Raw genomic sequence first — 17,858 nt, 5'->3', positions numbered from 1 at the left:
CCATCGGCGGCGAGACCCTACAGGGCCGCGGTACGCGCCTGCCGGGCTAGGCCTCCTTGCGCCCGCGCGGGGTCAGCTTCACGAGGCCCGGATGGCGCTGGGCCGACAGGGCGCCGCGGACGACGAACTCCTTGTACCAGGCGGCGACGCGGCCGGTGAGCACGCGTTCGACCGCGCTGTCGTCGTCCCGTACGAACTGGATGAGGCCGTCGCGGCGGCCCAGGCTGACGCACTGGTTGACGTACCGGAACCGCAGCGGGCGCGGGGTCCGGCCCGCCAGGCGGTCGCTGATCGACTGCGCCACGTGGGCCGCCGCCGGCAGGCCGGTGGCGCAGGCCATGCGCAGTTCCTGCCCGTCCTGCCGACGGGCCGCGGCCGCGTCGCCGATGGCGTAGACGTCCGGGTGCGAGACCGAGCGCAGCGTCGCGTCGACGAGCATGCGGCCGTGGTCGTCGCACGCGATCCCGGCCTCGCGTGCGATCTCCGGCACACGGAAGCCTGTCGTCCACACCACCGTGTCCGCGGGCAGCAGTACCCCGTCGGCGAGGAGCACGCCGTCCGCGCGGACCTCGGCGACCCTGGCGTGGTCCTGTACCTCTACGCCGAGCCGGGCGAAGACGCGCCGCAGATGGAGTCGGCCCCGCTCGGAGAGCGCCGCGCCGAACGCGCCGCCGGTGACAAGGCGCACCTTCAACTCCGGCTGCGTCTCGGCCAGTTCGGCCGCTGCCTCGATGCCGGTCAGGCCGCCGCCGACGACCGTCACGCTGCCGCCCGCGGTCAGCCGCGCGCGCAGGCGGTCGGCGTCCTCGGCGACGGCCAGCGGGTACGCGTGCTCGGCCGCTCCCGGCACGGCGTCGTGGGCGGCGCGGCTGCCCAGCGCGTAGACCAGCGTGTCGTAGACGAGGGGCGCGCCCTCGGCCAGGACGACCTCACGGCGTTCGGTGTCGAGGGCGACGACACGGTCGACGACGAACTCCACCGGCGAGCCCGTGAGCAGCTCGGCGATCGGACGCTGCCGCACCGGCTGGCCCACCGCGACCTGGTGCATCCGCACCCGCTCGACGAACAGATCGCTCGCGTTCACCAAGGTGACCCGGGTGCCGGGCTGCTTGGCGATCGACTTGGCCGCGACCACGCCCGCGTAGCCCGCTCCCAGCACCACGATGCGCGTTGCCATGACGTTCTCCCTCCGACGCCTGCCGACGATGGGGCGTCGAAGAGTTGACCGGACGGGGGTGCCGATCCGTGACATGTGCCGGCGAGACGTGAGTCACACACGTTGGGGCGGGCGGTCACACGGGCTGGGCCGACGCGAAGGCGAGCTTGGCCGGGTTGACCACGTTGCGCACGGCCGTCACGAGGCCGTTCTCGATCTCCAGATGCAGCACGGCGATCAGCTCGCCCGCCAGATGCGCCACGATCGCCGGTCCGCCGTTGACCGTACGGACATCCAGGGCCGCACCGGCCGCCCGCGGGTGCGCGGCGATGCCGATCAGCAGACGGGCGACCTTGTCCGCCCCGGCGACCGGACGGCGCGCGGCCGAGACCTGGCCGCCGCCGTCCGCCCACGCCACGACGTCCTTGGCGAGCAACTGTTCGAGACCTGCCACGTCCCCTTCCGCCGCGGCGGCCAGGAACCGGCGCACGATCTCCACACGGTGCTCCGGATCCGCGACGAACCGTCGACGTGGCTGCTGCACGTGCTCGCGAGCCCGTCGGTACAACTGGCGCACTCGTGTCTCCGGTACGTCCAGGACCTCGGCGATGTCCGCGTGCGGATAGCCGAAGGCCTCACGCAGGACGAACGCCGCGCGCTCGGCAGGTGTCAGCCGCTCCAGGAGGACGAGCAGTCCGACCGACACCGAGTCGCGCTGCTCGACCGTCTCCAACGGGCCCAGTTGCCCGCCGTCGGTGAAGACCGGCTCGGGCAGCCACGGCCCCACATAGCTTTCACGGCGCGCGCGTGCCGAACTCAGCCGGTTCAGACAGAGGTTGGTCACCACCTTGGTCAGCCACGCCGCGGGAACCTCCACCGGACCGCTGTCCGCCCAGCGCACATAGGCGTCCTGGAGCACGTCCTCGGCTTCGGCGGCCTCGCCGAGCAGCCGGTAGGCGAGGCCGAACAACCGCGCACGGTTCTCCTCGTACGTCGCCAGCCTGTCCATCGGCGGTGCTCTCCGATCGTGTCTCGCCAGCAGGAGGACCACCCTTTCCGGCTCAGCAGCTCGTGCGCAAGGGGGGAAGTTTCACGTGAAACATGGCGTGGTCAGGCCGGATGCGGACTGACGGCGTCCCGGTGGTCAGGGACGCGTTCGTAATGGACTCGACGCCCGGGGACGCGCCCGTATGAACTGTCCCCATGACTAACGAAGAGCTGCTTCCCGCTACCCGACGGGCCCTGACGCATCGGATTGCCACTGCTCAGACGGAGGGGCGAGCACCGTCCCTGGTCGCTGCCGTCGTACGCGGAGGCGAGCTGGTGTGGACGGGGAGCCGTACCTCGGTCGATGGCCATGGGCCGGACGAGAACGTCCAGTACCGCATTGGATCGATCACCAAGACGTTCACCGCCGTCCTGGTGATGCGGCTGCGCGACGAGGGTGTGCTCGATCTCGCCGATCCCCTGGAGAAGCATCTGCCGGGTACTGGCGTCGGTGAGGTCACCATCGCCGAACTCCTGTCGCACCGGGGCGGTCTCGCGGCCGAGACGCCGGGGCAGTGGTGGGAGCGCAGCCCCGCGTCACTGCGACCCGAGCTGAGTGACGTCCTCGGGGAGCAGCCCTTCAAGCATCCTGTCGGGCGCCGATTCCACTACTCCAACCCCGGCTACACACTGCTGGGTTCGCTGATCGAGGCGCTGCGTGGTGCGCCGTGGGAGGACGTGCTGCGCAGGGAGGTCTTGGAGCCGCTCGGCCTGAACCGTACGAGTGGGCAGCCGATGGCTCCGAGCGCGGGCGGCTGGGCTGTGCATCCGTGGGCCGATGTGCTGCTGCCCGAGCCCGTGGAGGACTTGGGTCTGATGGCTCCCGCCGGGCAGCTGTGGTCGACGACGGCTGATCTGGCGCGCTTCGCCGTGTTCCTGATGCGCGGCGATGACCGTGTGCTCTGTCTCGACTCGGTCCGGGAGATGAAGGCGCCGGCGGCGGTCGCGGAGCTCGGTGACACGGAGCAGACGTACGGGCTCGGCGTCAGCATCGTGCGGTTCAGCGGCGGCGCGCTCATCGGTCACACGGGTTCGCTGCCGGGCTTCGTCGCCAGCCTCTGGACCTGCGAAGAGGACGATGTCGCGGCCGTGGTCCTCGCCAACTGCACCTCCGGGCTCCCGGTGGCCACGGTGGCGGCTGAGCTCGTACGGATCGTGGCGGAGGCGGAGCCGCGCATCCCCGAGCCGTGGCGGCCGCTGCCCGAGGTCGACCCGTCCGTGCTGGAGCTGACCGGGCCCTGGCATTGGGGGACGAGCACGCAGGTGCTGCGCCTCGCGGCAGATGGCGCGGTCCAGCTGGGCCCGCTGGCGGGCGGCGGCCGTGGCTCGCGGTTCCGGCCGAACGGGGACGGGACATGGACCGGGCTCGACGGGTACTACGCGGGGGAGCTCCTGCGAGCCGTCCGACGGCCGGACGGCTCGGTGAGCCACCTCGACCTGGGATCGTTCGTCTTTACGCGAGAGCCGTACGACGCGAAGGCGCCGGTGCCCGGCGGGGTGGACCCGGAGGGGTGGCGGGGCCTCGCATAGGCCGGGAGAGGCAAGGACCGGGCTGCTGCCCTGTTTCACGTGAAACAGGGCAGCAGGGCACCCTGGTGCGCTTCGCCTCGCACGTCAGAAGCCGCGTTCGAAGCCGGGGCAGTAGCCGGTGGCAGACGCCGCGTCAGACGCCGCGTTCCGCGTTCAGAAGCCCCGTCAGCGGCCGCTCAGGAGTTTCGCCACCCGCTTCAGAGCTGGAGCTTGAAGCCCACGTGCGAGGCCGTGAACCCCAGGCGCTCGTAGAAGCGATGCGCGTCGGTGCGGGTGGCGTCCGAGGTCAGCTGCACCAACTGGCAGCCCTGGCGCCGGGATTCATCGACGGCCCACTCGATGAACCGGGTGCCGAGGCCGCTGCCCCGCTCCTCTGCGTGCACCCGCACGGCCTCGATGATCGACCGCGTGGCGCCCTTCCGGGACAGGCCCGGAATGATCGTGAGCTGGAGCGTGCCGACCACACGGCCTTCGCGGACGGCGACGACCAGATGCTGGTTCGGGTCCTCGGCGAGCCGCTGGAAGGCGGGGAAGTACGGGCTGAGGTCGTCCAGTGACTCGCGCTGGGCGCCCAGGGGATCGTCCGCCAGCATGGCCACGATCGCGGGGATGTCATCGGTGACGGCAGGTCGTATCTCAAGATCTCCCATGGCCGCAGCCTATGCGCAGGCCCCTGCGTGAGCCGTTGGGGTCTGCGGTGGCCTCGCGTGCTCCTTCGAGCCCGGTCCGGGGGCCCGTGTCTCACGCGGGCACGCGCGCCGTTTCGACGACCCTGACCAGCGGGGCGAGCTCGGGGTTCCGCGCGGCCTCGTCCAGGGCCTCGCGCAGGGCCGTGTCGTTGGTGGGCCGCGCCTCGGCGAGGAGCTGAAAGCCGCTCTCGCTGACGTTCGTGTAGATGCCGCGCCGGTCAGTCGGGCACAGATAGCGCGAGAGGAGACCGCGGTCCTCAAGGCGGGTGACCAGGCGCGTGGTGGCGCTCTGGCTGAGGACCACGGCATCGGCGACCTGCTTCATCTGCAGATGGCCGCCTTCGCCGTCGTGCTGGCGGCTGAGCACGTCGAGCAGGCTGTACTCCCGCACGCTCAGGCCGTGCTTGGCCTGGAGCGCCCGCTCCACATGGGACTCGATCTTCCCGTGGAGCAGGGAGAGCGCGCACCAGCCCTGGGCCAGCGCGGTGAGTGCGGGGTCGGTCGCTGTCATGGCTGTTCCTCCGTCTTCCTGCGTCCCGGAGCGGCTGCGTCCAGGATAGTCCACCGCTGCAATATCCAGCGCTTGCAATTATCCCGCGTCTGCAACTATTGTGGACGCACGTTAAGTGCTCCCGCAATCGTTTGGAAGGTAGCTCCATGCCTCTCGCGCTTCTGGCCCTGGCGATCGGGGCCTTCGGAATCGGGACCACCGAGTTCGTGATCATGGGACTGCTTCCCGAGGTCGCGGGTGACTTCGACGTCTCCATCCCGACCGCAGGGTTCCTCGTGACCGGCTACGCCCTGGGCGTCGTGCTCGGTGCCCCGCTGATGACCGCCCTCGGCACCCGCATCTCGCGCAAGCGGATGCTGATGCTGCTGATGGGCCTGTTCATCGCGGGCAATCTGCTCTCGGCCGTCGCACCGGCCTTCGGCGTGATGGTCGCCGGACGCGTCGTCGCCTCCCTCGCCCACGGTGCCTTCTTCGGCATCGGCTCGGTCGTCGCGGCCGAGCTGGTCGCCCCCGAGAAGAAGGCCGGGGCGATCGCCACCATGTTCTCGGGCCTGACCGTGGCCAACGTGGTCGGCGTCCCGCTCGGTACGTTCGTCGGCCAGGCCATCGGCTGGCGGTTCACCTTCGTCATCGTCGCCGCCCTGGGCGTGGTCGGCCTCGTCGGTGTCGCCAAGCTCGTGCCGGACCTGCCCAAGCCCGAAGGCGTGAGCCTGCGCCACGAGATCAGCGCGTTCCGCAATGTGCAGGTGCTGCTCGCCATGGCGATGACCGTCCTCGGCTTCGGCGGCGTGTTCGCGGCCATCACCTACATCACGCCGATGATGACGGAGGTCGCCGGCTACTCGGAGTCCTCGGTGACCTGGCTGCTCGTCCTCTTCGGTCTCGGCATGGTCGCCGGCAATCTGATCGGCGGCCGGTTCGCGGACCGCGCCCTGATGCCCATGCTGTACGTCTCGCTCGGTGCTCTGGCCCTGGTCCTCGCCGTCTTCACGCTCACTGCGCACAACAAGATCGCCTCTGCGGTGACCATCGTCCTGATCGGCGCGCTGGGCTTCGCCACGGTGCCGCCGCTGCAGAAGCGGGTCCTCGACCAGGCCTCCGGAGCCCCCACGCTCGCTTCCGCCGTCAACATCGGCGCCTTCAACCTGGGCAACGCCCTGGCGGCCTGGTTCGGCGGGATCGTCATCTCCGCGGGCTTCGGCTACACCGCCCCGAACTGGGTCGGCGCGGTGCTCGCCGCGTCCGCCCTCGTCCTCGCCTTCCTGTCGGCCGCTCTGGAACGCCGGTCCCCCGCGCCCACCAAGGTCGTCACGGGCGCCACGCCCATGCCCGAGCCGGCGGTCGCTGCCCACCGCTGACCCCAAGTCTCCCTCGCCCCGGCTTCCCCCGGCCCGGGGCGAGGGGCATCACCGAAACACCGTTCCGCCAAGGAGAGACCCCTCGTGAGCACCACCCCCGCCCCCACCGCCGTCGCCCCGCTGACCATCGCCGACGCCGAGGCCCTCGTGAGCGCCGCGCACCGTGCCGCCGACGCCGCCGGAGTCACGGTCAGCGTCACCGTCCTCGACGCCGGTGGCCATCTGCTCGCCTTCCGGCGCGACGACCGGGCGGTGCTGATCTCCGGCGAGACCAGCACCCGCAAGGCGTACACCGCGCTCCAGTTGAACGCCCCGACCGCAGACCTCGTCGACGCCGTCCAGCCCGGCGGCCTCTTCCACACGCTGCCGACGGCCCTCGACCGGCCGATGCTGTTTATCGCGGGCGGCCTGCCCGTCCACCGCGACGGCCGTCTCATCGGTGCCATCGGTGTCGGCGGTGGCGCCCCGGAGCAGGACCACGGATTCGCGACGACGGCCGTGGAGTCCCTCGCCTAGCTCCCCCATGGGCCCTCTCTGGGCCATGCAGAAGCCCGCCCTCACTGCCGGAAGAGTCACGGCACGTGAGGGCGGGCTTTCGCGTGGAGGCGGCTCTGCGTGTGGTCAGCCTGCCGCCACCGTCAGCGGAGCGAATCGGCGCGTCCAGTCGCCGCCCAGCTCCGGAATCCCGTACGCCATCACGGAGTTGAAGGCGACCGACTCCAGGCCACGCGCCTTGACCCATGCGAGCAGTTCCTCGTGGCGGACGTCGATGTCCGTGCGCAGCGGGCGGTCGGTCCGGGCGCCGAGTGAGGCGATGAGCGCCTTGGCCGTGTCCGTGTCCCTGGCGATCAGCGGGCCGACGACGTGGGTCTCCATGTTCGGCCAGGCCCCCGCGTAGCCGACGATCTCGCCGTCCGCCTCCGCGACCCGCAGCAGGTCGGTGAAGGCCGGGAGGCGGGTGAGGATGGGGGTGCGGTCGAGCCCGAAGACCTCTGTGTCGAGCCGGATCAGGGTGGGCAGGTCCTCCGCGGCCGCCGCCCGGGTGACGATGCCCGGTACCTCGCCCTCCGGGCCTTCGGCGGCGAAGCGGCCGCGGACCATCTCGGCCCGGCCGATCGTCTTGAAGCCGAGCTGTTCATAGAGGGGACGGCCGTTGGGCGTCGCGTGCAGGGTCAGCGGGGTGGTGCCCGCGGCCTCGACGACGTAGCGCATCAGATGGCGGCCGATGCCTTTGCGGGCGTGCCGTTCGGCGACCAGCACCATGCCGATCGCCGAGAGTCCTGGGTTTTCGTACGGTCCGTACTGCGTCACGACGCACGCGGCGACGAGGCCGGGGCGGTCGGGGTCGTCGATGCCGTAGCCCGTTCCGGCCGAGAGGAGCAGCCCCCATTTGTGTTCCTCGCGGGGCCAGCCGCGGTCCTCGGACAGATCGGCGCAGGCGGTGAGGTCGCGGGGGGTGAGCTTGCGGATGGGCAGTGCGGAGAGGGTAGGTGTCGACACGCGGGTCAGGCTGTCTGACGCATGACCTCGGCGTCCACCTCTTTGTGGGGAGAAGCACTCTGCTTTTCGGCGAGTTGTCTCTGACCACGCTGGTGAGCGGCGCGGAGGCGACGGCCGCGCCGGGTCTGTCCCCAGGGCTTGAGCACGGAGATGACCGTCATGAAGAGGTAGGCGCTGAGGGAGACGATCGGCCCCATGATGAGGTCGGTCGAACTGGCCGGTGCGTCCCCCGCGGACACGGTCGCGGCCGCTTCGTTGATCCCTGGCCGCAGCGCGAAGGCCGACGCGACCGTCGTCGCCAGTGTCAGCCAGAACTTCGTGTACACCCAGCGATGGCGGGCGAGACCCCAGGACGTGCCGAGCGAGAGCAGCAGACCGCTCAGCAGGGTGAGCAGCGCCAAGGGGAGTACGAGCCAGTCGGTGAAGACCTTCATCGCGCGGACGGAAGCGTCAATGGTCGGATGGGAATCCGTGGTGATCGCAGCCGTGGCGAGTGCGAGCAGCCCGAGGGTGAGCCCGAGCCAGCCGGCCGAGGCGGCGACATGGACAACGAGTGTGGCCCGGCGTGCGGGGCGACGTAGTTTCACGTGAAACACGGTGCCGGGAGCGGCGGACTTCGGCGTCTGACAGCGGGAGTAACCGCGGGTACTAGTCTCGGCGTACATGGCACGCCTACACCTCTTTGACCTGGACGGAACGCTGCTGTACGGCACTGCGGCGCCGGTGGAGATATCCCGGCAACTGGGCCTGGAGCAAGAAATAGCCGCACTTGAACGGGATTTCATCTCGGGGCGTATCGATTCGATCCAGTACGGAGTACGGGTCCATGCGCTGTGGGCGGATCTCACCGATGCCCAGGTGGGCCTGGCCTTCGACGGGGCGCCCTGGCTGTCCGGCATCCAGGACACCTGGGCCGAGATCCGGGCGAACGGCGACTACTGCGCCGTCGTCTCGCTCTCGCCCTCGTTCTTCGTCGAACGGCTCCTCGGCTGGGGCACCCATGCCGCGCACGGCTCCCGGTTCCCCTCGGTGCCGTTCAGCGAGCCCATGGATCCCACCGGCATCCTCAACGCGGCGGCGAAGGTGAAGATCGCGAACCGGCTCTGTGAAGAGTTCGGCGTGGCCAAGGACGACTGCGTTGCCTATGGAGACTCACTGTCCGACCTGGATCTGTTCGCCGCCGTGCCGGTTTCGGTCGCGGTCAACGCGGATCCGCGGCTGGTCGACCTGGCCACGCACTCCTATGTCGGGAGGGATTTGCGACAGGCGTACGAACTGGTGCGCACGTCGGCAATGGAGGCAATCGGAGAGTGCGGATTCCAGAATTCCGAATGAAGGAAGAGCACTTGTGTGTTCGACGGCTGCCGGTATGGTCGAGTCCGGTTCAAGCCGGATGGGTTCCGGTGCGCGCCGGGTGCGCGGGAGGCGCACCCCTGAAGGCGCGCACGGATCAGCAAAGTTTAACGGGGTAGAGAGATCGACAACCCGTTCTTCCGGCTAAGGGCCCCGCGTGACGGGCACGGATGCGATGCTGCGGGAGAGGTGACTGCGGCCAATGTCACATTCTTTCCCTACTTGTCCGTAAGGCGTGGGGCATCAAGGTTCAATGTGATCAACATGGGTTGCCGAGGCAAGGCGGGGAAGCAAGCACCTTCCGGTGGGGAAGTGCGCGGACCGACTGAGAGATGTTCGAGGCGAGGCACAGCATGGACGCTCCGACCACCACGTCGGCGGGCAACGGCACTTCCGGGCACGGCGGCGGCTGGTTCACGCCACGGAGGCCGCCGGAGCGGCCGGAGGCGGCCGCTGCCTCCGACGGGGGCGCGGACGGCCCAGACCACGCCGAGCAGGGGCAGGGCGGGCCCGAGGCCGGCCATCCCCAGGCGCCCGAGGGGCGGCGGGTAGCGACCATACGGCCCCTCGGCAGACCGGCCGCCATGGCTCCCGGGGCCGGGCGAATACCCCCTGCCGGGTCCGCCCCGCCGGAGCCGACTCCGGAAGCAGCCCAGGAGCGCGTGCCGGAAACGTCCCTCCGTACGGTGGTCGAGCCTTCTCGCCGGACGGCGGCGGAGAGCGTGCCAACGGGCCCCGAGGACACCGAGGTTGGTGCCGCTGACAGCAGTACGGAGGCACTTCCGGAACCTGAAGACGCGGTCGAGGTTCCGGGGGCGGAGGCCGAGGCCACGGCCGGGCGTCCGGCGCCCGAAGAGGCGGTCACGGCCGAGGCGGACGCGGGCCCGGACGGCACTGCTACGGCCCGGCCCGACTTCCCGCAGGCCTCCCCCGAGCCTGCCCCGTCACCCGACGCCGTGCTCGTGCAGCGCACCATGGCCGAGGTCGCTCCCATCGCCGACAAGGTCACCTCGTACTTCTACGCGCTGCTCTTCACCCGCCACCCCGACCTGCGCGCGCTGTTCCCCGCGGCGATGGACACCCAGCGCGACCGGCTCCTGACGGCTCTGCTGACCGCCGCGGAGCACATCGACGAGACCGACGTCCTCGTCGACTATCTGCGCAACCTCGGCCGCGGGCACCGCAAGTACGGCACGCAGGCCGAGCACTACCCGGCCGTCGGGGAGTGCCTGATCGGGGCGCTGAGCCGGTACGCGGGCGCGGTCTGGGACGACGACACCGAGGCCGCGTGGGTCCGTACGTACACGACGATCTCCCAGGTGATGATCGACGCGGCGGCGGAGGACGAACTGCGCGCGCCGGCGTGGTGGTACGCCGAGGTGGTCGCGCACGACCTGCGGACGCCCGACATCGCCGTCATCACCGTCCGCCCCGACCAGCCCTACCCCTTCCTCGCCGGGCAGTACACGAGCCTGGAGACCCCATGGTGGCCGCGCATCTGGCGGCACTACTCCTTCGCGTCGGCGCCCCGCTCCGACGGGCTGCTCTCCTTCCACGTCAAGGCGATCCCGGCGGGCTGGGTCTCCAACGCGCTCGTGCACCACGCGCGCCCCGGCGACGTGCTCCGGCTCGGCCCGCCGTCCGGCTCCATGACCGTCGACCACAGCACGGACAGCGGACTGCTCTGTCTCGGCGGTGGAACCGGCATCGCGCCTATCAAGGCCCTCGTGGAGGACGTCGCCGAACACGGCAGGCGGCGCCCCGTCGAGGTCTTCTACGGCGCCCGCACCAACCACGACCTGTACGACATCGACACCATGCTGCGGCTCCAGCGGACCCACCCGTGGCTGGCCGTCCGCCCCGTCGTCGACACCCGCGCGCAACTGCCGGACGCCGTACGCGAGTACGGCCCGTGGAACGAGTACGACGCGTATCTGTCAGGCCCGCCCGGAATGATCCGCAGCGGCGTCGACGCGCTGCGGGAGGTGGGCATACCGGCGGGCCGGATCAGGCACGACTCCGTGGAGGAACTGGTCTCCGCGGGTGGCTGACCGCTGGGGCAAGCCCGAGCCCAGAGCTTCAGCCCAGGTCAGGCGCGTGCATCGCGCGTACGCCCTCGATGTTGCCGTCCAGATAGTGCCGTAGTGACAACGGCACCAGATGGACCGAGGCGATCCCGACACGGGTGAACGGCACCCGGACGATCTCGTACTCGCCGCTCGGCTCCTCGACCTCGGGGCCGTGCCGCTGGCCCGGGTCCATGGACTCCAGACGGCAGACGAAGAAGTGCTGGACCTTCACGCCGGTGGCGCCGCCGTCCTCACCGATGTGCTCGACCGTGTCGACGAAGCACGGCACCACATCAATGATCTTGGCGCCGAGTTCCTCGTGCACTTCGCGGTGGAGCGCGTCCACCACCGTCGCGTCCTCGGCTTCCACCCCGCCGCCGGGAGTGACCCAGTACGGATCCACGCCTGGCTTGGTCCGCTTGATGAGGATCAGATTGTCCCCGTCCAGGAGGACGGCACGTGCGGTGCGCTTGACCACTGGTCGGACGGTCATGGGGGAAATGTGGCCCGGACTGTTCCACGTGAAACATCGTGAACCAGTCGGGGCTCGCCTTACGCCCAGTCGACCGCAGCACGCAGCAGCCACTCGTGCGCCCGCGCGATGTGCGGCATGGCGAGTGTGCCGGTGCGTACGACGAGGAAATAGGTGCGCAGGGGCGGCACCGCGGGGTCGAGCAGTGCCACGACCTCGCACCGCTCCAGGGCGGGCGCGCACAGATAGCGGGGCAGGACCGCGAGTCCGGCGCCCTGGATGACACATGCCAGTACGGCCCGCAGATCCGGCACGATGACGGCGCCCGCCGCGGCCGGGCGGGAGTCGAAGACGGCGGCCCAGTAGCGGGCGACGAGCGGCAGCGACTCGTGAACCTCCACGACCGGCAGGTTCTCCACCGTCAGGGCACCCTTGCGGCGCAGTTTGCCGGGGCCGATGCGGGCGGCCCAGCGCGGTGCCGCGACCAGGACGTGCTCCTCGTCGCAGAGCGGTGTCGCGGTGAGCAGCGCGCCACGGGGGCGGGCGGTGGTGATGGCCAGGTCGTGGTGCCCGGCGGCGAGCCCCTCCAGGACCTCCTCGGCGTTGCCGAACGACGCGCGCAGGGCGAAGCCCTGCCCATCGGCGCCGGTCAGCGCGGTCAGCGTCGGAAGAGCCCGCTCCGCCGTGAACTCGGGCGGTCCCGCGAGGTGCAGGGTGCGGACGGACGAGTCCTCGTCGAGCCCGGCCTCGGCGATCTCCACGAGCGCGTCGAGGTGCGGGGCGGCCTTGTGGGCGAGCTCGTCGCCGATGGTCGTCGGTGTGACGCCGCGGGCCTGGCGCAGGAAGAGCGGGCGGCCCAGCTGGCGCTCCAGCGTGCGGATCTGAGAGGTCACCGCGGGCTGGGAGAGACCGAGGAGGGCCGCGGCACGCGTGAAGGAGCCGGCCCGGTGCACCGTGACGAATGTGCGCAACAGGGCCAGATCCATGGTGTCTCCCTCTCCTCCGTGACGGCCCCCGGCGCAGCCCAACTATAAATTTGTCGATAGGTTGCTGTCGCTACTGTGATTGGACACTGACACAGAGTCAACTAGCCTTGTTCGCGCGGTTCTTCGCGCGCAGAACCGAGGGCGGTCCGAGCCACGAGGGGGGAGGCTCGGACCGTCCGATGTGCGTAGCCCCGACGCCCGCTACCGGGGCCCGATACGCGGGAAGTGCCTTGGTCAGGCGATGGAGGGCGCCCGGAGGGCATCAGTCCGCCGTCTCGTCCAGCGCACGCAGCACATCGGCCACCAGGTCCTCGCCGTCCTCAGCCCCGGCCGAGAAGCGGATGAAACCTTCCGGAACGGCGTCCCCGCCCCAGCGGCCGCGCCGCTCGGCCGTGGAACGTACGCCTCCGAAACTCGTCGCATCGTCCACGAACCGCAGCGCTTCGAGGAAGCGATCCGCACGCGCGCGTGAGGGCAGTGCGAACGACACCACGCACCCGAAGCGCCGCATCTGCCGCTCCGCGACCTTGTACGAGGGGTCGTCGGGCAGACCCGGGTAGCGCAGGCCGGTCACGTCGGGATGGCCGCGCAGCGCCTCGGCGAGAGCCAGGGCGTTCGCGTTCTGCCGGTCGACCCGCAGCTGGAGCGTGGCGAGCGAGCGGTGCGCGAGCCAGGCCTCCATGGGTCCCGGAATGGCACCGACGATCTTGCGCCAGCGCCGCACGGCGGCCGCGCGCTCGGCATCCAGGCAGGTCACGTATCCGAGCAGCAGGTCGCCATGGCCGGTGAGCTGCTTGGTGCCGCTGGCCACGGAGAAGTCGGCGCCGAGGTCGAGCGGGCGCTGTCCGAGCGGAGTGGCAAGGGTGTTGTCGACGGCCACCAGGGCGCCACGCGCGTGTGCCGCGTCGGCGAGACGGCGTACGTCACAGACGTCGAGGCCGGGGTTCGACGGGGTCTCCAGCCACAGCAGCCGGGCGCCGTCGAGGACGTCGAGCTGCGCGTCGCCGGCCGTGGGCGCGGTGCGGACCTCGATGCCGTACGCGGCGAGCTGCTCACGGACCAGGGGCAGCGCCTGGTAGCCGTCGTTCGGCAGCACCACGGCGTCGCCGGTGCGGAGCTGGGAGAAGAGCACCGCGGAGATCGCGGCCATCCCGGAGGCGAAGACCAGTGTCTCCGCCCCGCCGCCAGGGGCTTCGAGCTCCCCGATGGCCCGCTCCAGGAGCGTCCAGGTCGGGTTCTCGTCGCGGCCGTAGGTGTACGGGCCCGTGGGGTCGCCGGGCAGATGGAAGTGCGCGGCGAAGACCGGCCCCGGCAGCGTCGGCTCGTGCTTCACGGGCTCGGGAAGCCCGGCTCGCACGGCGCGCGTGCCGTCGCCGGGGCCCTTGGCCGCTGAAGGGCCCGTGCCGGCGTCGGCTCCCACCGCTCGTGCGGGGCCCGCACCCGTTGCCCGTATGCGCTCCGACTCCGTCATTCCGGCCGCCCTTCCACCGTGTCCCGTACGACGTCGAGCAGACCCTCGCACGCCGCTTCGACCATCTTCAGGCACTCCTCGAAGCCCACGAAGTCCCCGTAGTACGGATCCGGGACGTCGAGGTCGCCGGCCGCTACGGCCGAGGGGTCGAAGGAGCGCAGCAGGCGCACCTTGTCGGCGTCCTGGGGAGTCCGTGCCAGACGGCGCAGGGCGCGCTGGTGGCCGCGGTCGAGCGCGACCACCAGGTCGAGCCGCGCGAACCAGCCTGCCTGGAACTGACGGGCCGCGTGCGCGGTGTCGAAGCCCGCCGACGCGAGGACGGCGACGGTGCGCGGATCGGCCTCGTCCCCTTCGTGCCAGCCGTCGGTGCCCGCGCTGTCCACCAGGACGAGGCCGTCGAGGTCCGCGTCGCGCACCAGGGCGCGGAACACCGACTCGGCCATGGGCGAGCGGCAGATGTTGCCGGTGCACACGAAGCAGACGCTGAACGGCGCGGTGGCGGGACGGGACGACGGGGCGGAGGAGGCCATGGGGCGGCTCAGTCCTTGTGGTCGGGCAGGGCGACGTTCAGCGCCCAGGAGACGATCGAAATGATCAGGCCACCGAACACCGCGGTCCAGAAGCCCTCGACGTGGAAGCTGACGTCCAGTTTGTCGGCGAGCCACGACGTCAGGAGCAGCATCAAGGCGTTGACCACCAGTGTGATCAGGCCGAGCGTCAGAATGAACAGCGGGAAGGTGAGCACCTGTACGACGGGCTTGACCAGGAAGTTCACCAGACCGAAGAGCAGGGCGACGACGATCAGCGTGAGCGCCTTCTCGCCCGTGCTGTCGCCGGTGAGCGTGATCTTGTCGAGCAGCCAGACCGCGACGGCGAGGGCCACCGCGTTGGCGATCGTCTTGACTACGAAATTCTTCATGTGTCTGATCGTGGCAGACGTAGGTCAGCAGCGGTCGGTCCACGACCTGGGGCAAGGGGCGCACAAGAGCGATGAAGGCATTCCGACTGGACGAGCTGGAAGCGGAGCGAGCCGCGAACGACGGCGCGTATCTGCAGTTTCTGCGGGAGCGGAACATGTCGGTCGGGCTCTACGCGCTGGACGCCGGGGAGACCGATCCGCAGCAGCCTCATCGTCAGGATGAGGTGTACATGATCGTCAGTGGCCGTGCGTCGATCACCGTGGGGATGGAGACGACGTCGGTGGCGCGGGGCAGCGTGGTGTACGTCCCGGCCGGGGTGCCGCACAAGTTCCACCACATCACCGAGGACCTGCGGGTACTCGTCGTGTTCTCGCCGCCGGAGCGGTGACCGGCCCGGCTTTCGGCCTGGCCCCGTCTTGGGGACGGGGGTTGATCAGGGTCGGGGCCCCTGGGTTCCCTAGGGGACGAGTCAGGGGCGGACAAGGGATCTCGCGGCCCCGAACGGGCTCTTTCCGTCCTAGCATCGAATGCGAGACACAAGGAATCCGCGCAGAGGCGGAGAACCGAACGCAGTGATGGAGAAACGGGAAAGGGCGAGGCAATGCGAGAGATCTTCGCGGGTATGCCGTGGTGGGTGAAGTGGGTCGCGGTGCCGATCGTCGCTCTGGTCGTGTTCGGGGGGCTGATAGCGAGTGTCATCGGCTTCGTGTTCACCCTGCTCTTCAAGGCGCTGCTCTTCGTGGCCCTGGTCGGCGGACTGATCTACATAGTGCGGAAGTTCATATCCCGCTCGCCTTCGTCCCGGGGCTCGTCGCACGCCGACTGGTGAGCGCGGCGCAGGCTGCTCGATGAGCTTGGCGCATGTCGCCCGGTGAGTGTCGCCCGCGCCGATGTGGACTCCCGCAGCGAGCAGAGGGGGACTGGCAGCAGGCCGAGGGGACACCCAGCAGGCCGAGGGGACACCCAGCGGACCGAGGGAACAGCCGGCGGACCGAGGGAACAGCCGGCGGACCGAGGGGGACACGCAGCACGCCAGAGCGAGGGCGCGCGGCAACAGGCTGAGGGGGCCCAGCAGTAGGCCGACAAGGGCTGCTACCCACAGATCTGCGAAGTCCTCGCACACCGGCAGGTGAAGACCGCCGCGATTCCCTCCCGAGGGGGAAGTTTCCCCACGCGGAGCCCCGGAGCGGTGGCCAAGGGTTAGAGTCCGAAAACCGACGCGGGGCCGCCCCCGCAGGCGGGACCACTGCCCCCTCCCGTGTATCCCCGACACGGGTGGACCCCCATGTGCACCGGGAGTGACCCATGGCCACGGTTGACGCCTCACCCCCACACACTTCCCACCACGCCACCGCCCCCGCACGCGAAGCCAACACGTGCGGGAACGGCTCGACTTCCGCTTCGGCGGAGTCGACTGCGGCGGACACCGGCTCAACCGGAGTCGGCCCGACGCTGATCGGCTCCGTGCAGCGGGCGATGCGGCTGCTCGAGGCCGCCGCGTCCCACCCGGACGGGGCGCCCGCGAAGCAGTTGGCCCGTGAGTCCGGGCTCGCGCTCCCGACGGCGTACCACTTGCTGAGGACGCTGACCCACGAAGGCTATCTGCGCCGGGAGCACGGGGTGTTCGTGCTCGGTGAGGCGGCGGAGCGGCTGGGGGCCAGCGCGGCGCAGCAGAACCGGCGCTCCATGATCGGTGATGTGCTGGCGCACTGGCGGGATGCCATCGGTGTGCCGGTGTACTTCGCCATCTACCGCGACGGAGAGATCGAGGTCGTCTCCATCGCCGACACCTCGGGCAATCCGGCCGTCGAGGAGTGGGCCGACTTCCGCGAGACCGGTCACGCCCATGCGATCGGGCAGTGCCTGCTGGCCCAGCTCGACGACGAGGCGCGGCGCGAGCACCTCGACCGCCACCCGGTGCGGTCGCTCACGCCGAACACGGTGCGTGACGAACGGACGTTGCTGCGCAGGCTGGACGCGCTGGGGCGGATGACACCGGTGGTGGAGCACCAGGAGTACGCGCTGGGGACGGTCTGTGCCGCGATTCCGATCACGGTGGGGACCACGGCGGCCACGATGGCCATCTCCGTGCCGTCGGGTCAGGCGGACCGGTTGATGCCCGCGGCACGCGTCTTGCAGGGCGAGCTCGGAAAGCTACTAAGGACACTCGCCTTCTCTATCAGCATCTGAAAACTCACTCCTTGTGATCTGATGTGTACGTTGAGCAAGATGACACGAGTGTCAGGGAGTTGGTTCCTGGCCACGGAAGGCTAATGACGGGGTAGGCGGCGATGCGCGAGTCGGTCCAGGCAGAGGTCATGATGAGCTTCCTTGTGTCGGAGGATCTCTCGTTCCGGATCCCGGTGGAGCTGCGGTACGAGACGTGTGATCCCTACGCCGTGCGGCTGACCTTCCACTTGCCCGGCGACGCCCCGGTGACCTGGGCCTTCGGGCGGGAGCTGCTGGTGGACGGGGTGGGCAGGGCCTGCGGCGACGGCGATGTGCACATCGCGCCCACCGGCCCCGACGATCTCGACGAGGCGGTCATCAGGCTTCAAGTGGGGGGTGACCAGGCCTTGTTCAAGGTGGGGATTCCGCCGCTCCTTGCCTTCCTCGACCGGACGGACAGGCTGGTGCCGCTGGGGCAGGAGCGGACGCTGGCCGACTTCGACACGCATCTGGACGAGGCGCTGTACCGCATCCTCGCGGAGGAGCAGAGCGCGGGCTGAGTGCCGCTCGGCACTCGGGCGGGACGCGTGATGGCGGATTGGTGCTTTTCACGGTGAGTGACCGGGA

General features: G+C 70.2%; 20 protein-coding genes. 9 read left to right on the top strand and 11 right to left on the bottom strand.

Annotated features, from left to right (window positions below):
- Positions 1-46: 46 nt before the first annotated feature.
- Together CP982_RS21435 and CP982_RS21430 are read right to left on the bottom strand one after the other, a co-directional pair.
- Entirely contained in the window at positions 47-1,177 is a 1,131-nt protein-coding gene (locus CP982_RS21435) for an NAD(P)/FAD-dependent oxidoreductase (protein WP_150512017.1), read from the bottom strand.
- Between the two features lie 115 nt (positions 1,178-1,292).
- Positions 1,293-2,165, bottom strand: a complete 873-nt coding sequence (locus CP982_RS21430) for an RNA polymerase sigma-70 factor (protein ID WP_150512016.1) — start codon at positions 2,163-2,165, stop codon at positions 1,293-1,295.
- 194 nt (positions 2,166-2,359) lie between these two features.
- Here CP982_RS21430 and CP982_RS21425 point away from each other — a divergent pair, with 194 nt between their 5' ends.
- On the top strand, positions 2,360-3,733 hold the full coding sequence (locus CP982_RS21425; protein ID WP_150512015.1) for a serine hydrolase domain-containing protein: 1,374 nt from the start codon (positions 2,360-2,362) through the stop codon (positions 3,731-3,733).
- Between the two features lie 197 nt (positions 3,734-3,930).
- On the opposite strand, the gene CP982_RS21420 is transcribed toward CP982_RS21425, so the two are convergent.
- Together CP982_RS21420 and CP982_RS21415 are read right to left on the bottom strand one after the other, a co-directional pair.
- On the bottom strand, positions 3,931-4,383 hold the full coding sequence (locus CP982_RS21420; RefSeq protein WP_150512014.1) for a GNAT family N-acetyltransferase: 453 nt from the start codon (positions 4,381-4,383) through the stop codon (positions 3,931-3,933).
- 91 nt (positions 4,384-4,474) lie between these two features.
- Positions 4,475-4,933: a MarR family winged helix-turn-helix transcriptional regulator gene (locus CP982_RS21415; protein WP_150512013.1), complete on the bottom strand. Its 459-nt coding sequence runs from the start codon at positions 4,931-4,933 to the stop codon at positions 4,475-4,477.
- Positions 4,934-5,079: 146 nt separating this feature from the next.
- Between CP982_RS21415 and CP982_RS21410 the strand changes: the two genes are divergently transcribed.
- Complete coding sequence (locus tag CP982_RS21410; RefSeq protein ID WP_150512012.1) at positions 5,080-6,291, top strand: MFS transporter; 1,212 nt, start codon at positions 5,080-5,082, stop codon at positions 6,289-6,291.
- An 84-nt stretch (positions 6,292-6,375) separates the two neighbouring features.
- Positions 6,376-6,807, top strand: a complete 432-nt coding sequence (locus CP982_RS21405) for a GlcG/HbpS family heme-binding protein (protein WP_150512011.1) — start codon at positions 6,376-6,378, stop codon at positions 6,805-6,807.
- 105 nt (positions 6,808-6,912) lie between these two features.
- On the opposite strand, the gene CP982_RS21400 is transcribed toward CP982_RS21405, so the two are convergent.
- Entirely contained in the window at positions 6,913-7,791 is an 879-nt protein-coding gene (locus CP982_RS21400; protein WP_150512010.1) for a GNAT family N-acetyltransferase, read from the bottom strand.
- A gap of 5 nt (positions 7,792-7,796) precedes the next feature.
- On the bottom strand, positions 7,797-8,378 hold the full coding sequence (locus CP982_RS21395) for a DUF2269 domain-containing protein (protein WP_150515619.1): 582 nt from the start codon (positions 8,376-8,378) through the stop codon (positions 7,797-7,799).
- Positions 8,379-8,454: 76 nt separating this feature from the next.
- Here CP982_RS21395 and CP982_RS21390 point away from each other — a divergent pair, with 76 nt between their 5' ends.
- Together CP982_RS21390 and CP982_RS21385 are read left to right on the top strand one after the other, a co-directional pair.
- Positions 8,455-9,126 carry an HAD family hydrolase gene (locus CP982_RS21390; protein WP_150512009.1) on the top strand — a complete coding sequence of 224 codons (672 nt, stop codon included), beginning with the start codon at positions 8,455-8,457 and terminating at the stop codon, positions 9,124-9,126.
- 350 nt (positions 9,127-9,476) lie between these two features.
- Entirely contained in the window at positions 9,477-11,195 is a 1,719-nt protein-coding gene (locus CP982_RS21385) for a globin domain-containing protein (protein ID WP_150512008.1), read from the top strand.
- Between the two features lie 28 nt (positions 11,196-11,223).
- On the opposite strand, the gene CP982_RS21380 is transcribed toward CP982_RS21385, so the two are convergent.
- The 5 genes from CP982_RS21380 to CP982_RS21360 all read right to left on the bottom strand — a co-directional run bounded on the left by CP982_RS21380 (position 11,224) and on the right by CP982_RS21360 (position 15,061).
- Positions 11,224-11,706 (bottom strand): NUDIX domain-containing protein, encoded by a 483-nt coding sequence (locus CP982_RS21380; protein WP_150512007.1) that lies wholly within the window; start codon positions 11,704-11,706, stop codon positions 11,224-11,226.
- Between the two features lie 59 nt (positions 11,707-11,765).
- Positions 11,766-12,671, bottom strand: coding sequence for a LysR family transcriptional regulator (locus CP982_RS21375; RefSeq protein WP_150512006.1), 906 nt, complete (start codon positions 12,669-12,671; stop codon positions 11,766-11,768).
- Positions 12,672-12,933: 262 nt separating this feature from the next.
- On the bottom strand, positions 12,934-14,142 hold the full coding sequence (locus CP982_RS21370; protein WP_372503390.1) for a cystathionine gamma-lyase: 1,209 nt from the start codon (positions 14,140-14,142) through the stop codon (positions 12,934-12,936).
- The gene (locus tag CP982_RS21365) at positions 14,139-14,672 is read right to left on the bottom strand and encodes a low molecular weight protein-tyrosine-phosphatase (RefSeq protein WP_150512004.1); all 534 of its coding nucleotides are present in this window, start codon (positions 14,670-14,672) and stop codon (positions 14,139-14,141) included. The genes CP982_RS21370 and CP982_RS21365 overlap by 4 nt, the downstream gene beginning before the upstream one ends.
- A gap of 8 nt (positions 14,673-14,680) precedes the next feature.
- Positions 14,681-15,061: a phage holin family protein gene (locus CP982_RS21360; RefSeq protein WP_150512003.1), complete on the bottom strand. Its 381-nt coding sequence runs from the start codon at positions 15,059-15,061 to the stop codon at positions 14,681-14,683.
- A gap of 71 nt (positions 15,062-15,132) precedes the next feature.
- On the opposite strand from CP982_RS21360, the gene CP982_RS21355 reads away from it, so the two are divergent.
- The 4 genes from CP982_RS21355 to CP982_RS21340 all read left to right on the top strand — a co-directional run bounded on the left by CP982_RS21355 (position 15,133) and on the right by CP982_RS21340 (position 17,791).
- Positions 15,133-15,450, top strand: coding sequence for a cupin domain-containing protein (locus tag CP982_RS21355; protein WP_150512002.1), 318 nt, complete (start codon positions 15,133-15,135; stop codon positions 15,448-15,450).
- A 213-nt stretch (positions 15,451-15,663) separates the two neighbouring features.
- Complete coding sequence (locus tag CP982_RS21350) at positions 15,664-15,891, top strand: DUF5326 family protein (RefSeq protein WP_144319867.1); 228 nt, start codon at positions 15,664-15,666, stop codon at positions 15,889-15,891.
- A gap of 647 nt (positions 15,892-16,538) precedes the next feature.
- Positions 16,539-17,252 (top strand): IclR family transcriptional regulator, encoded by a 714-nt coding sequence (locus CP982_RS21345; RefSeq protein ID WP_184925175.1) that lies wholly within the window; start codon positions 16,539-16,541, stop codon positions 17,250-17,252.
- A 101-nt stretch (positions 17,253-17,353) separates the two neighbouring features.
- Positions 17,354-17,791, top strand: a complete 438-nt coding sequence (locus CP982_RS21340; protein ID WP_150512000.1) for an SsgA family sporulation/cell division regulator — start codon at positions 17,354-17,356, stop codon at positions 17,789-17,791.
- Positions 17,792-17,858 lie beyond the last annotated feature (67 nt).

Source organism: Streptomyces spectabilis (assembly GCF_008704795.1).
GTDB classification, from domain to species: domain Bacteria; phylum Actinomycetota; class Actinomycetes; order Streptomycetales; family Streptomycetaceae; genus Streptomyces; species Streptomyces spectabilis.
Note: the sequence above shows the minus strand (reverse complement) of the source record. Positions and strands in the feature narration are given on the sequence as shown.

Bases quoted from the DNA above. Each gene is read 5' to 3' on its own strand.
- CP982_RS21370 (WP_372503390.1), bottom strand. From the start codon at position 14,142: ATGACGGAGTCGGAGCGCATACGGGCAACGGGTGCGGGCCCCGCACGA.
- CP982_RS21345 (WP_184925175.1), top strand. From the start codon at position 16,539: ATGCGGCTGCTCGAGGCCGCCGCGTCCCACCCGGACGGGGCGCCCGCG.
- CP982_RS21420 (WP_150512014.1), bottom strand. From the start codon at position 4,383: ATGGGAGATCTTGAGATACGACCTGCCGTCACCGATGACATCCCCGCG.
- CP982_RS21390 (WP_150512009.1), top strand. From the start codon at position 8,455: ATGGCACGCCTACACCTCTTTGACCTGGACGGAACGCTGCTGTACGGC.
- CP982_RS21430 (WP_150512016.1), bottom strand. From the start codon at position 2,165: ATGGACAGGCTGGCGACGTACGAGGAGAACCGTGCGCGGTTGTTCGGC.
- CP982_RS21355 (WP_150512002.1), top strand. From the start codon at position 15,133: ATGAAGGCATTCCGACTGGACGAGCTGGAAGCGGAGCGAGCCGCGAAC.
- CP982_RS21385 (WP_150512008.1), top strand. From the start codon at position 9,477: ATGTTCGAGGCGAGGCACAGCATGGACGCTCCGACCACCACGTCGGCG.
- CP982_RS21350 (WP_144319867.1), top strand. From the start codon at position 15,664: ATGCGAGAGATCTTCGCGGGTATGCCGTGGTGGGTGAAGTGGGTCGCG.
- CP982_RS21425 (WP_150512015.1), top strand. From the start codon at position 2,360: ATGACTAACGAAGAGCTGCTTCCCGCTACCCGACGGGCCCTGACGCAT.
- CP982_RS21340 (WP_150512000.1), top strand. From the start codon at position 17,354: ATGCGCGAGTCGGTCCAGGCAGAGGTCATGATGAGCTTCCTTGTGTCG.
- CP982_RS21410 (WP_150512012.1), top strand. From the start codon at position 5,080: ATGCCTCTCGCGCTTCTGGCCCTGGCGATCGGGGCCTTCGGAATCGGG.
- CP982_RS21375 (WP_150512006.1), bottom strand. From the start codon at position 12,671: ATGGATCTGGCCCTGTTGCGCACATTCGTCACGGTGCACCGGGCCGGC.
- CP982_RS21360 (WP_150512003.1), bottom strand. From the start codon at position 15,061: ATGAAGAATTTCGTAGTCAAGACGATCGCCAACGCGGTGGCCCTCGCC.
- CP982_RS21380 (WP_150512007.1), bottom strand. From the start codon at position 11,706: ATGACCGTCCGACCAGTGGTCAAGCGCACCGCACGTGCCGTCCTCCTG.
- CP982_RS21435 (WP_150512017.1), bottom strand. From the start codon at position 1,177: ATGGCAACGCGCATCGTGGTGCTGGGAGCGGGCTACGCGGGCGTGGTC.
- CP982_RS21415 (WP_150512013.1), bottom strand. From the start codon at position 4,933: ATGACAGCGACCGACCCCGCACTCACCGCGCTGGCCCAGGGCTGGTGC.
- CP982_RS21365 (WP_150512004.1), bottom strand. From the start codon at position 14,672: ATGGCCTCCTCCGCCCCGTCGTCCCGTCCCGCCACCGCGCCGTTCAGC.